This window comes from Micromonospora sp. NPDC005087 (assembly GCF_042872965.1).
Classification (GTDB): Bacteria; Actinomycetota; Actinomycetes; order Mycobacteriales; family Micromonosporaceae; genus Micromonospora.
Genome location: NZ_JBIALB010000009.1, coordinates 189,563 through 203,857, shown reverse-complemented (window position 1 = coordinate 203,857; position 14,295 = coordinate 189,563). Strand labels below are relative to the sequence as shown.

The window sequence follows — 14,295 nt, the reverse complement described above, 5'->3', positions numbered from 1 at the left end:
GGCCGCGCGGGCGTGCAGCACGGCCGCCGGACTCAGCCGACGGGCAGGGTCGACTCGCGCATCACCACGCGGCCGGGGAACTCCTCCGAACTGGACGCGGCACCGTCGATCGCCGCGAAGAGCCGCTGGCCGGCCACCTCGCCGAGGTGCTTCAGGTTCATGTCGATGCTGGTCAGCCGCGGACGGGAGTCGGCGGCGACAGCCTCCCAGTTGTCGAACCCGATGACCGAGATGCTGCGCGGCACGTCACGTCCGAAGTCACGCAGCGTCTCCAGGACACCACGTGCGATCTGGTCGCTGCCGCAGAAGATCGCGTCGACCTCGGGGTGTTGCTCGACGACCATGTGTGCGGCGGCTCTGCCCCAGGACTCGTCCCACGACCCGAAGTAGGGCCGGTCGCCGACCATTCCCAGGCCGGCGTCGGCGAGGGCGGCGGCCGCGCCCTCGGCACGGTCCCTCGCCGCCTGGAACCCGGCCTCCCCGGTGATGTGGGCGATGGAGCGCCGGCCGCACGCCAGCAGATGCTCGATGGCGAGCCGCCCACCCCCCACGTTGTCGACCGTGATCGAGATGTCCGCCGGATCGGCGGAGGGTGCGTAGACGTAGACGACCGGCACGGGGATGGTGCCGGCCAGCGGCGGGCGGGGGTCGGTGCGGGAGCCCACGACGATCAGGCCGTCCACCCGCCGGGACAGCAGCGCCTGCACGTGATGCTTCTCCCGGATCGCGTCGCCGCGCGCGTCGCACAGGAAGACCGAGACCTGGCCGGCCCCCGACGCGTCCTCGGCGCCCATCAGGATGGGGATCGAGAAGCGCCCCTCGAGGTCGCTCGTCAGCAGGCCGACGGTGCCGGTCCGGCCACTGAGCAACCCGCGGGCCAGGGCGTTCGGCGCGAAGGACAGCAGCTCCGCCGCCTCGAGCACCCGGACTCTCGTGGACGACCGCACCTCGCCGCGACCGTTGATGGCCTTGGACGCGGTGGCGACCGACACCCCGGCGAGCTTGGCCACATCGGTGAGCGTGGGCGGGCGGTAGGCGGGGATCTCGGGCTCGGTGGTCATGCGATGCTCCCTCTCAGCGACCGACACAGGTGCGCTGCGCGTCGGTGAGGCCGTCGCCGGGTGTCTTGTCGATCAGCCAGCGGAAGCACATCCTAAAACCTTTTCGGAGATGTTGCGGCGCGGGTGCGGCCCCCGCAGCACGCGCGGAACCCCTACCTGGGCGGAACACTACACGGGGAGCTCGCCGCCCTGTCACAGGCAGGGACACCCGTCCCGAAAACCTCTCGAAACCTCGACCGAATGCCCTCGCTCGGCGGCGGCAGCGAAGGCCACCGAACGGCCGTGGCCCGGTCGACTCGACCGGGCCACGGCCGTCCAGCACGCGGGAGGACGGCAGCAGGCGACGCCTACGGAGCGAGCTCCTTGTTCGATCGGGCGGCGGTCGTCACGACGGTCGACCTCTCCTCCTGGCTGAGCAGTCCCGCCTCGACGAACGCCTGCGCGACGTGGTTGACGGTCGACACGAACTGGCCGTGGTTCTTGAAGGGCGCCTGATCCCAGACCAGGTCGAGGAAGGTCGGGCCGTCACTGCCGGGCGACGGAACGCCCGCCACGGGTACGTCGTAGTTCGGCAGCCCGTCGTTCCGCTTTCGGTTGGGCACCCCGGTGTCGACCGAGCCGAACACGATCGTCGGCTCGATCCGTCGGAAGTACGTCGAGGCGGCCTGCGCGTCGCCGATGTGGTACGGCCGCAGGTTGAAGCCGTGCGTGGTGAAGAGCGCGTCACCCGCCTGCGTGGTGCCCGTGGGGGTGATCGCCGCGCGGGCGTAGTCGCCGTCCCGCTTCAGGTGGCGGTACAGGGACAGTTCCCGGTAGTTGCCGACACCCGGGTTCCCGAGGATCTGCATGAGGAGGGGCCCCCAGAAGATCGACTGCGTGTCGGGACGGTCGATCGCCCGTTCGATCCGGATGCTGAACGGCATCCGGATCTCGATGGTGTCGCCCGGCGCCCAGGTACGGCTCAACGTCAGGTAGCTTGCGGGTTTCGCGTCGACGTCCTGGCTGACGCCGTTGATGGTGACGTGGAAGCCCTTCTGCACCCAGCCAGGCACCCGCAGCTTGATGTCGAGCGGCCCGCTGCCGTTGACGGTCAGCCTGGTGTGGTCCTCGCGCGGGTAGCTCGTCTCCTGAGTGACGGCGAAGCCCTTCTCGGCCCAGGTCAGGGTCGACGGTACGTACAGGTTGACCCACAGCGTCGTGCCGTCGGCGGACTTGAAGTAGACCGTTTCCTGGTACTTGGTGTGGTTCTCCAGGCCCGTCCCGCCGCAGCAGGTCCCGGTGTTGCCGTAGCTGCGGGTGATGCCCGGGGTCAACGGCTGGAAGTAGGTGACCTGTGGGTTGCTGACGCTCGTCGTGTCGGCCCGCGAGCCCGCGATCTGGTTGAACAGCCCCCGCTCGTAGTGGTCCATGTACGCCGGGTCGTGCTCGTGCAGGAACAGATTGCGGGCCAGCTTGAGCAGGTTGTACGCGCTGCAGGTTTCCGCACCGCCCTGGGCGATCGAGTTCGCGATGTTGTCCCGGTTCTGGAACAACTCGGTGTTGTTGTTGGAGCCGGGGTAGTTGCCGCCCAAACCACCGTGTGCGTACCTGCGGTGCGGCACGAGCATGCCGAAGAAGTTCTTGGCGGCCTGGAAGTACTCGGGGTCCCCGCTGTGCTCGTAGACACGCATGTAGCCGACGAACTGCGGCATGTGCATGTTGACGTGCAGCCGATCCGGGCGGCGCCGACCGGGCCTGGTGTCCGGCGTCGTGACCAGGATGTCGCGGTTCTCAACGCAGGCGTCGAAGAGCGACTCCCGGTTGTCGAAACGCTTGGCGGTGTCCAGGTGCTTCACGTCGCCGGTGAGCGCGTAGATCTCGGGGAACACCTCGTTCGCGCCGCCGGACTCGCCGGCGATGTAGAGGTCCCACATGTAGTTCAGGTTGTCCCGGGTGATCGGGCCCGCGTACGCGGGGTGGTTCTTATCCCCGATGGTCAACGCGAGGTGCGCCCAGTTGGCCATCTTGACCACGACGTCGAGGGCCTTGGGGTTGTCGGTGTGGTAATACGCGTCGAGCAGACCACGCATGATCTTGTGCTGCGTGTACCACGGCGCCCACGTGTTGGTGGCCGCGTTGCCGCCGTAGACGGCCCACCGCGGCGGACCGAGCCGCAGCACCGTGTCCTCCGGGAGCGCGCCCAGATAGCCGGGGTGGGTCGGCACCCAGTCGGCGGCCCCGCTGCTCTGGGCCGCGACGATGCCGCCGTCCCGGCCGTTGGGCGAGGCATCCTTGATCGCGGTACCGCCCTCCTCCTCGAACCGGTACCAGGCGATCGACCCGCCGGCGGTGCTCCCGGTCGGCGAGTCCAGCATCGACTGGACCTCCGCCTGGCTCAGGGCCCGGTCGAAGATGTGGAACTCGTCGATGCTCGCGTCCAGGAACGGATCGCCGTACTGCGACCGCCCGATCCACCGGTTTCCGGGGTTCCCGAGGTTGGCCGGGCTCAGCGTCATGGCCGTGTTCTGGCCGGCCTGCTGACCGTTCACGTACAGCGTGCCGGTGTTCTGGGTGAGGGTGACGGCCAGGTGCACCCACTGGTTGGTCGGCAACGCCGCGTTGCCGTCGATCCGTTGCTCGCCGCCGCTACCGCTGACCGTGATCGCGAACCGCGGCACGTTTCCGGTGACACCGGCACGCGGGGTCAGGAACATGTTGACCGTGGTGTTCTGACCGAAGTCGAACAGCCGGCTCCAGTTCTGGGTGGCCGCGAGGTTCACCCAGGTGGCGATCGTGAAGTCGGCGAGCTGGCTGATCGCCTCCTGCGGAAGGGTCACGTGCTGCGCCCGGCTGGGGCCATTCAGGCGGAGCGCGCTGCCGAAGCGGCCCGGCACCCGGCCGATCTGCGGCTCCTGCGGCTCCTCACCGCCCGGGCCGCCATCGCCCATCCGCGCGGTGATCGCGGCCTGGCACGCCGCGAGTTCGCCGACCATCCAGTCGAGCTTGGTCTTGAAGATCGGCTCGCCAAGGTCGGCGTAGCCCTGCGCCAGGGCCGTCATGAAGTGGCCGGCCCAGTGGCCGCTGAGCAGACCGCCGTCCTCCCACCCGCCAGGGACGGAGACGCCCGCCGGGTTCGGCCGACCAGCCTGGTTGTTGAACAGCACGAGGAACCGGCGCTCGTCGAACTGCCGGAGCCAGGCCTTCATGCGGTCGCGCTTCTCCTGGAGCAGTCCGTTGCCCAGCTTCACGTCACGCAGCTGGAACGGCCTGACCGGGGCGGTACCGCCGGGACCGGGATCGGCCGGGGTCGCGCCCAGGGCGGTCGCGCCGGTCGTCGTCGCCGTGGCTGTCGCAGCCTCGGCGGCGGTCGCCGGGAGCGCGCCCGCGGTGGCCACGGCGGCGGCGCCAATGGCCGATGCCTGAAGTACCTGACGTCGGCTGACGGGCATCTTGTCGGATTCCACCATTGCGGATCGTCCTTTCGGGCAGGGGGTTTTACGGGGCCTTCGGCGCGTTGCCAGCCAGTGCCGAGGTCCGGGCTTCCGCCCGGCCCTCGTTCCGGGCGTCGGCGAGCAACTGCACGAGTCGCCGCCGGCGTCGGCGGACGGTGCTCCGGAGGGCAAACGCGAGGGCTGCGAGGGCTGCGGCCAGGGCCAGTTGCGGCCACGGCAGCGCCCAGATGGTGACGGTGGCGGTGGCGGGCCTGATCTCGGCGCCGGCGGGGCCACCACCGAGGACGGCCGGGGTGAGGTCGACGCGGGTCTGGAGCCGTCCCACCGCCCACACCCCGTCGAGGCGGGCCTCGACCTCCCGGGTGCCTCCGGGAAGCGTCTCCTCGACGTTCGTCGCGATTCGCCGTGTGGCCAGGTCGAACGGACCGGTGGCCGCCGTCCGGCCGGTGCCGGTCACCGCGACGTTGCCGTCGTTCGTCGTGGTGTACCTGAGACGGACGGTGCCGGCCGAGAAGGGATTCCACGAGCGCTCGTACCTGGCGGTGAGGCCGCTCACCGCCAGAGACGCGGTGACCGTGCCGCTGGCCCGCAGCATGACCCGGAACCCGACCCGACTCTCGACGGCGACCGTGCCTCCCGTGCTCGTGACCGCCGCCGCGATGCCGGCCGGGTGGTCCCCCGGCGTGGCGTCGCGGGGCACGGCGATGGTGAACGGCACCACCTTCGTCTGCCTCGGCCCGACGCTGACCGTCTCCTGCACCCTGATCCAGGTGCCACCGTCCACCGACTTCCGGTTGGACGGGAGCATGTTGAAGCGCCCCTTGTCGGTGAGGTAGCCGTCGGCCGCCTTCAGCGCGAAGACCACCGTGCCGTCGCTGAGGTTCCGCACGGCCAGGTGCTCGGTCACCACCTGGCCCGGGTCGAGCGTGCGCTCGACCCACCGGCGGCCGTCCGGGCCCTGCTGACTGGCCGGCTGGACCGCCCAGGTCAGCGTCGGGCTGGTGGGTTCCGCCACCGCGGTGGCGGGTGCGATCGGCACGGCGACGAACACGGCGGCCAGCACGGCGAGCAGTCGCAGCGGCGTCCGCGGCAAGGTCCGGATCATCGGGGTCCTTCGACGGAGGGATGTGATGGTGGGGGCCACGGCGACGCGGCCCCCACCCGTGCGTCACTCGAACAGCGAGAGGGTCAACGTCGAGGTGTACGAGCCGGCGGCGACATCCGCCGGGGTCCGCAGGTACAGGTCGGCGTCCACCGAGTACGCGTCGCCGGTGACCGCCTCGGAGTCGAACGTCGACACCAGCAGCTCCTGGTCGACGAGGCCCACGTTGTTGCCGGGCTGGGTCGGCTCGTCCAGGACGGTCACCACCTCCTCGCCTTCGGTGACCAGGCCGCTGTCGCCCCCGTCGAGAAGGCGCGGCTTCCAGCCGAGATGGCCGGCGCTGATCGGCGCCTGGCCGGCGCCGCCGACGAAGTCGGTGGCGCTACCCAGCACGGCCCAGGCCGCGTTGTCGGGCACCTCCTCGGCCGTACGGGTGTCGGTGACCGTCACCGTCGGCAAGCTGCCGACGAACTGACGGACCAGCAGGGTCGAGCCGTCCTCGGACAGCGCGACGGAGTTGCCGGCGATCGACATGGCGAGCACGCCGGGTTCGGCGATCTCCTCGATGTCGACCGTCACCCGCACGTCGGCGCTGTCGCCGGGCTCGGCCTGGACCGGCGCCTGCAACGCCACCGTCCCGACCAGCACCGCACCCGCGGCACCGGCCGCGAGCAACCGCCTACGGTTTCCTGTGTTCATCTGCTACTCCATCGTCGCTAGTGGTTACGGGGCCTGACGGGGATCGCCGGCACAATCGGCGCCGGCGTGGTCTGCGGTGCGGACGGTCGTCACGTTCACACCGTTGATGGGCCCGGTGGCGCGGACGGTCGCCGAGCCGGCCGGCACCGAGGGCGTCCGGGTGGCGAACGACTGGTAGGCGTTCGCACCGGGTGCCACGTCGGCGACGGAACGCTGGCCGTAGGCCGTCTCCAGGACGATGTCCACGGGCGCGTCGTGCTCGTTGCGCGCCTGCACGGCGACGTACGCCCTACCGCCGACGCACCGCGCCTGGACGCTGACCGTGACGGGCAACGCGGGTTGGACACCCGGGTCGTCGGCGACGACCCGCCACTCCGTGATCGCGACCGCGGAGTAGGTGGTGCCGTTCCCGTCGGCCCGGATCGTCGCCCGCACCCGAGGTGTGGTGACTGGATCGAAGGTGACGGTGTTGAACGCGGTGGTGCTCGTGCCGTAGGCGGACGCGCCGGTCACGTCACGCCAGGCCGTGGTCCCCTCGTCCCAGTACTGCAGCACCCACCCGTCGGGTTCGGCGACGCCGTCGCCGGTGCCGCGGTTGGAGTCCCGCCAGAACTTCAGCTCCGTCCCGGTGACGCGCACCGGTCGGGCCCAGTCGTACTGGACCCACTGGGTCGCCGGGCGGGTCCCGGACCAGGTGCCCCAGAGCTGCGCCTGGCTCGGGTTCGCCGGGTCGGCGCCGTCGTTGAGGGCGGTGAGGCTGTTCCAGCCCGCCGTGTAGGACGCCGTCGGGGTCGCGATGGGCCCGATGTTGCCGGTCAGCGGCCCGGACAGGTCCGCCGGGATGGTGACCGTCTTCGCGGTCTCCTGGTTCCCGGCCGTGTCGAGCGCGCGGAACGACACGGTGTGCCGGCTCGAGTCGGGCGCCGCGATGGCGCCGCTGTAGGCCGTCCACGGGCCGGCGTCGATGGCGTACTCGACACGGGCGAGACCGGAGGTCGCGTCGCTCGCGGTCACCGTGACCGCCCGGGTCGTGCTGTCCACGGTGGCCGTGCTGACCGGTGCCGTCGCGTCGATGCGTACGGCCAGGCTCGCGGGCTCCGAGGTGTTGCCCGCGCGGTCGGTCGCGGTCGCCCGGAGCGTGTGCTGGCCGTCTCCGGAGACGGTCACGTCGACGGACCGCACGGCGCTCGCGACGACCGGCTCGCCGTCGTCCACCCGCGACTCGATGGTCAGCCGACCGCCGCCGTCGTCGACACCGGCGATACGCACCCGCACGGCGGACCGGAACCAGCCGGCACCGCCGGCGCTGCCGCTGGGTGTGAGCGTCAGCGTCGGCGCCGTCTCGTCGCCCTCGGTGTCATCCGGTGAGATGACCCTGACCTGGGCGGAGACGCGACCGGCGGCGTAGCCGAGCACGCTGCCCCCGATCGTGAACGTCCCGGGCGTCGCGACGTCCTCCGGCGTGACCGGGTCCCAGAAGACCGGCACCCGCAGCGTTTCGGCGCCGAACGACACCGGGAGGCTGTCGGGCAGCTCGGTCTCCCCCACCTCCACCGTCATTCCCGGCGGGGTGACGGACTCGGGCTGAGTGGCGAGGATCTTCCACTCCTCGACCGCCACTCCGGAGTAGGTGCTGCCATTGGTGGACGCGTCGAACACGGCGCGGACCTGCGTCGTGGTCACCGGGTCGAACGTGGTGTCCTGGAAGGCCTGCGTGCCGGTCGGGAAGCCGCTCGGGTTCGGCACGTCGGCCCACTGTCCGCTGTCGAGATTCCAGTACTGGAGGCGCCAGCGGGCCGGCGCGGCGACGCCCGCGCCGGTGCCCTGGGGCTGGTCGTTCCAGAAGTCGATCTGCGACCCGGAGATCCGCATCGGCTGGTCCCACGTGTACTGCGCCCACTGCTGGGGCGGGTTGTTGCCGGTCCAGGTGCCCCACATGTCCGGTGGCAGCGGGTTCGACCGGACGATCTCGTCGTTGAGCGCCTTCACCCAGTACTGCGTGGGCACCGGCACGTTGGAGACGGTGACCGTCGCCTCCTGGGCGATGTTCGCCCGCGGGGTGCGATCAGGCCCCCTGACCGGCGTCGGCGTCACGAGCTTCAGCCTCGGCGGGTTCTGCGTGTCGTCCCACTCGACGGGGTCGATCGCCACCGAGCGGCGGAAGTGGCCGCCGCCCACAGCGTCGGCGGTGTGGTACGCGATGTACCACCGGCCGTCGAACTCCAGGATGCCCGGGTGGCTCGTCGTCGAGGAGACCGGCCGGAGCATGGTGCCCCGGTAGGTCCACGGCCCCTCCGGCGACGACGCCGTCGCGTACGCGATGCAGGCGTGGTAGTTCGCCGGGGTGCACTGCGAGGTCGGACCGGCGTTGTTCCCGGCGTACGCCATGTAGTAGGTGCCGTTGCGCTTGAACGCCCAGGCCGCCTCGAAGAAGCCGGTCAGGCCGGTGACCGAGCGCTGGGTGGTGACCGGGGTCTTCATGTCCTGCTGGAGCTCGATCATCCGCAGCTGGCTGAACGAACCCCACCAGAGGTACACCCGCTGGTTCGGTGCCGTGCCGTCGACGAGGATCGTCGGGTCGATGTTGTGGATGGTGTTGGGCGTGGGCACCCGCTGCGAGATGATCGGCCCGCCCGCGTGGTCGGTCCACGGGCCGGTCGGGCTGTCCGAGACGGCCACGCCGATCGCGAACTTGTCCGAGGCCGGGCTGTCCCGTTCGTTGATCGGTACGTACCAGTAGTAGCGCCCGTCCACGCCCCGGACGACCTGGCCGGCGTACGCGCGCCCCGGCGTCGCCCAGGCGAAGACCTGTTCCGGGCGCATCAGCGACGGGTAGTGGGTCCACTCCCCCGCCTCGACGTCCGTGGTCCGGAAAGCGCCCCACTCGTTCATGACAAAGTCGTTGGTGGACGGCCCGGCCTGGTCGTGGCCGGTGTAGATGTAGAGCTGGTCCTGGCCGCTGTCGTTGCCGGGTGCGCCGCTCGGCACGACGACCGGCGCCGGGTCGGCGGAGTAGTAGCTGCCGTCGCCGAGGATCGGGTTGACGGTGTTGGTGAAGGTGTACGAGTCGGCGGCGCGCGCGGGCGCGGCGACCCCGACCAGGCCGGCGGCGACGAGCCCGGTGACCGCCGCCGCGGCGACCACCCTGCGGAGCCGGCGCACGGGCCGGCGGGTTGGTGGGGCGGCGCCGCCCACCACGGTGGTGTTCACGGTGTCGATCTCCTCACTGTTGTCCGGAGGTGGTGGCGGCGCCGGTGCGGCGCCGCCACCACGAAGGGTCAGCCGCAGGCGAGCGCGCCGAACGGCGCCTCGAACGCCGCCGTCACCGGCTGGCCGTCCACGCTGCCGGTGGCCTTCACCGTCGCAACCCCGGCCGGCACCGACTCGGCGCGGGTGGTGAACGCCTGGTAGGCGGACTTGCCGGGGGCGACGCCGGACACCGTGCGCGAGCCGTACGGCGTGATCAGCTCGATGGTGAGCGGCACGTCCTCGGCGTTGCGCGCGTTGACCGAGACGTAGGCGCGGGTGCCGATGCACTGGGTGCGCGCCTGCACCTCGACGTCCCACGTCGGGGTCTCCGGGGGGTCGCCCACGGTGAGGGTCAGCGTGGTCCGCGTGGCGCCGGCCTGGCTGACGTAGTCGGGCAGGATCAGGTTGCCGATGATGGTGTAGCGGCCGGGGGTGTCGACGATGTCCTCGTCGAACTCCCAGTCGACGCCGATGGCCTGGTTGTCGCGGGAGCCGTCGTTGTAGGAGACCTCCACCTTGTCCGGCAGGTGGGGCAGCTCGCCCACGTCGACGGAGCGCTCGAACGTCTCCGCGCCCTGGATCGAGATGCCGCCCGGGGCTGTCTCGGGACGCACGTACACGCGGGCCTCGGCGATCAGGCCGTACGCGTCGTTCGTGCCGTAGACCACGAACGGTTCGACGTTGGTCTCCGCGACCATCGCCGGCGTGATCTCCTGCCAGTTGAAGGCGACGGTGCCGCGCGCACCGCTGGCGTAGACCGCGTCGAGCGTGCTCGGCAGGGTGGGCACAGCGCCCACGGTGGTCCGGATGAGCACCGGCGAGCGCACCGAGTCGACGGTCTCGCCGTTGGCACGCCACCGCAGCACGCCGGTGCCGGCGCCGCTGCCCATGAGGCCCCAGATGCGGATGCGCAGATAGCTGGTCGTGACCGGTTGGAAGTCGAAGTGGTTGTAGGTGTTGGTGGCGAGCCCGTCGGCGTACGTCGAGTCCCCGGTGAGGGTGACCGGCGTCCAGGTGGTGCCGTCCGCGGAGCTCTCGATGGCGTACGTCGTGCCCGTGGGCCGGCGGGTGCCACCGTTGTCGTCGTACCAGTAGATGTCGGTCGACGACAGCCGCACCGGTCCGGTCCACCGGTACTGGATCCACGCCTCCCGCTCCGGGCTGGTGCCGTTCTGTGTCTGGCCCCAGTTGCCCCAGCCGTTCCCGGCACCCGGGTTCGAGCTGTTCGGGGTGGTGCTCTCCTTGACCCGCTGGTGGTTCTCCCACGACGCGGTGCCGCTGGTGCTGACCGTCGCCGAGGAGCCGAACTCGGCGACCACCTCCCGCTTGGCGAGGGTCACCGCCACGGTCGCCTCCGACCGCTTCTCGCCGTCGCTGGCGAAGAGGCGGAACACGTAATCACCCTCGACCGTGCCGGTCACCCGGGTCGTCAGTGCCTTCGGGTCGGAGAAGATGACGCCCGCTCCGGGCGGGGCCGAGACGGTCTCCCAGCCGAAGGTGAGCTCGCTGTCGTAGGGGATGCCGTCGTCGGACGCCGTGCCGACCAGCCTGGTGGACAGGTTGCCGTCCGCCGAGCCGTCGCGCGCGGCGGTGACCACGGGGGCCTGGTTGGAGACCTCCGGTACGTCGCGTCCCGAGTCGAACACCTGGACCTCGGAGATCGCCGTGTAGAACGTCGGGTTGTTGGTGAAGGCGATGCGCAGTTTGCTCGACGTCACGGTGTCGAACAACGCCTCGTTGAACTTCGCCGACGGGACGGTCGGGTTCTTGAACTGGCCCGGTACCTCCTTCCAGCCGCCGTCGCCGTCGGGCACCTGCACCCACCAGCGCGCGGGCTCGCGGTAGCCCCCGGCCTGGCGGTCGCTGACGGCGTACACCTTGACGTTGTCGAAGGATTTCGCCGACCCGAGGTCCAGCTCGATGTAGCCGTTCTTGTCGGTCGTGCCGTAGTTGCCCCAGTACGGCTCGTTGGCGGTGACGCCGTCGGTCACGGCCGCGAGCGACACGGGCCGCTCGGTCTCCTTGATGGCGCCGGGTGTGTAGTTCATCGAGGTGGTGCTCCAGCCGGGCGTGTGGAACTGCCGCCACGGCGTCGGCCGCACGCCCTGCTGGGTGTACGACGAGCTGAGGTTGGCGCCCGCGGCCAGGTTCGGCGCGTCCTCGGTGAGGTCGATGCCAGCCGTCTTCAGGTACTCGACGACGCGGGTGTCCTCGATCGGGGTGTCGACCGCGCTCGGGACGTCGGCCCCGGTCGTCGCGGTGAACGTGACGGTCAGGCCGGCCTCGGCCTGGACCTGGTTGGTGCGCGGGTCGTAGGTGAGCTTGCCGATCTTGTCGGTGCTGACCTTCTTCTCGCCGTTGAGGAACAGGCTGTAGCCGGCGCCCAGGCCATACTTACTGCCGTCGGGGTCCCAGACGATGGTGACGTCCTGCCCGTGGTAGCGCAGGTTGTTGGCCATGAAGTGGTCGTAGCCGAATTTGATCGGTGAGAGCTCGATCTTGTCGTCGGAGCGCGGCTGGAGGCCGGCCATGTCCTCGACGAAGATGTAGTTCATGTTGCCGAGCATCACGTGGTTCGGGTTGTTGCGGTTGTAGGTCTTCGCGGTCGGGTTCCAGTTGGAGTAGTACTCCGCCTGGTTCGGGGCGCGCAGGTCCGCGTTGGGGTAGATGCTCCAGGCCATCCAGTCCAGCAGCCGCTTGGCGTACGCCGGGGTGATGTACTTCTGCTCCGGGTCGTAGTGGCGCAGCGCCGAGCGGACTCCGCGGTACTGCACGGTGAAGTTGATGTTGGAGAAGTTGTTGGAGCCGCCGATCCCGTAGGCCGTCCGGTCGTACTGGTTGGCGGTGTAGAACGGGAAGATCGGGAAGTTGTCGCCGTAGGTCAGGAAGCGGTACCCGTCTACGTAGTTCTGCCACTGGTCGTACGGGATGAGGTTCTCGGCGTAGACGTCGTAGAGGTTCGACTCCCGGGCCGGGATCAGGTCGCGGGCCGTCGCGGGCAGCGGGTTGGGCCGGCCGTTGGCGCTCGCCGCGCTGGTGGCGCCGTGGGAGGTGCCGGCGAGGAACATCCGCATGTCGGGGCTCCACAGCCGGTCGAGGATCGCCGCGCGGATCGCGTCGGCGCCGCCGGCCATCTCGTCGACCTTGCCCTGGTCGGCGCCGGCGAGCTGGTAGAGCTGGCGGGCGGCGTCGAACGCGCCCCACACGTACGCCGACTCGGGGCGCTCGATGGTGCGCGCGCCGGGTGCGCCGGCGTTGCTCTTCGGGTAGCCGAAGGTGATCGCGTCGGCGTCGTTGCCCGGCATGTAGTTGGTGTCGTAGGCGATGAGCTTGTCGTCGTTGCCGTCGTAGTGCTCGAGCTGGCCGACGCCGTCGCCCTCGAAATAGTGGGCGAACTTCCGGGCGATCTCCTTGCCGCCGCCGTGCACGTTGTAGGCCTCGAGCCCGGCGGTGCCGATGTACTGCGAGTAGTGGTTGTTCCAGCTCGTGTGCCCCGGGCTGTCGAGGAAGGCCGACGAGCCGGACAGCTCGCCGATGTTGAGAACCTGGCCGTACGGCAGGTAGGGCGTGCGCAGCCACTTGGTGTCCTGCAGGTGCATCGGCTGGGTCAGCGCCACGGCGTTCTGGTAGAGGTTCACGCCCTCGATCGTCGTGGGGTACTGGTAGACGTGGCCGGGCGCGTTGGCGTCGAGGGTGTTGTACCGCTCGCCCCACCAGCGGTAGACGATGGCCTTCTCCAGTGCGGGATCGGGCACGTTGATGTAGGGCACGTCCTGCGCCCAGCGGCGGTTGAAGGCGGTGATGCCGGTGCGCACGGCCGTGGCCGGCGACATCTCGGCGTACTCCTGGTAGCTCTGCACGGTCCTGGTCAGGCTGGCCGAGGAGACGGCGCCGACCACGGACAGCGACACCGAGCCGCCGGCCGGCACGGTGATCTCGCGGTCCAGGTTCGCTCCGGTACGACTGAAGCCGGCACCGGTGACGTCGACTCTGATCGAATCCCACGCGGTGTCGACGAGCCCGTTGTTGGCGCCGCTGGTGATGGTGCGCGTGCCGGTCAGTGCGGCGGCGCCCGGTCCGGCCTGGGTGGCCAGCGGGGACGCGGCGCGGACGGTGAAGGTGGCCGACGCGTCGCCGGGGTTGTCGAAGTCGAGGGCGGTGACGGCGACGTTGTCCTCGGTGATGAACTTGGTCTGGTTGGCGGTGACGCCGGTGGTCCCGATCGTGTACCGGCTCTTCGCGTGGCTCGGCGCGTTGAACCGGTTGGCGTTGACCTCGGCGACGGTCTGCCCGGGCACCGTGACGGTGTACAGGTTGCCGAGGTTGTTGGGGCCACCGACGTACGCGCTGCCGGCGAAGCCCATGACGGTGAAGTTGTTGTTGCTCGCGCCGCGCATGTAGAGAGAACGGCCCCGGGTCATCAGCACCGCCGACCCGATCGTTCCGGGGACGCCCAGCACGCGGTCGAGGTAGTAGTCCGTGCCGCCGGCGGCCAGGTCCTTCTCGAAGATCGACTGGTGCATGTTCCCCGCGGTGAACGGCACGCCGGGCTTGAGCTGGTTGGCGACGTCACCGACGTTGCTGTAGGTCGGGTCGCCGATCTCCATGGCATGGTTCTGCCCGTTGGTGTAGACCCCGACGTCACCCTCGTTGCCCGGCAGGATTGGGCTGGCGGCGTGGGCCGGAGACGGTACGCCGACCGCCCCTCCCAGCACCAGCGCGCCCAGGGCGGCCCAGAGGGGCACCCTCCTCA

The 14,295-nt window shown here is 70.3% G+C and carries 6 protein-coding genes; all 6 read right to left on the bottom strand.

What is annotated here, in order from left to right; all coding sequences use genetic code 11:
• Positions 1–32 precede the first annotated feature (32 nt).
• Complete coding sequence (locus ACFYPS_RS22000) at positions 33–1,061, bottom strand: LacI family DNA-binding transcriptional regulator (protein ID WP_387326558.1); 1,029 nt, start codon at positions 1,059–1,061, stop codon at positions 33–35.
• Between the two features lie 347 nt (positions 1,062–1,408).
• On the bottom strand, positions 1,409–4,507 hold the full coding sequence (locus tag ACFYPS_RS21995; protein WP_387326555.1) for a beta-L-arabinofuranosidase domain-containing protein: 3,099 nt from the start codon (positions 4,505–4,507) through the stop codon (positions 1,409–1,411).
• 28 nt (positions 4,508–4,535) lie between these two features.
• Entirely contained in the window at positions 4,536–5,597 is a 1,062-nt protein-coding gene (locus ACFYPS_RS21990) for a hypothetical protein (RefSeq protein ID WP_354966763.1), read from the bottom strand.
• Positions 5,598–5,660: 63 nt separating this feature from the next.
• Positions 5,661–6,293, bottom strand: a complete 633-nt coding sequence (locus ACFYPS_RS21985; RefSeq protein WP_354966764.1) for a hypothetical protein — start codon at positions 6,291–6,293, stop codon at positions 5,661–5,663.
• 24 nt (positions 6,294–6,317) lie between these two features.
• Positions 6,318–9,503 carry a family 43 glycosylhydrolase gene (locus tag ACFYPS_RS21980; protein ID WP_387326551.1) on the bottom strand — a complete coding sequence of 1,062 codons (3,186 nt, stop codon included), beginning with the start codon at positions 9,501–9,503 and terminating at the stop codon, positions 6,318–6,320.
• A 68-nt stretch (positions 9,504–9,571) separates the two neighbouring features.
• Positions 9,572–14,287, bottom strand: a complete 4,716-nt coding sequence (locus tag ACFYPS_RS21975) for an Ig-like domain-containing protein (RefSeq protein WP_387326548.1) — start codon at positions 14,285–14,287, stop codon at positions 9,572–9,574.
• Between the last annotated feature and the right edge of the window lie 8 nt (positions 14,288–14,295).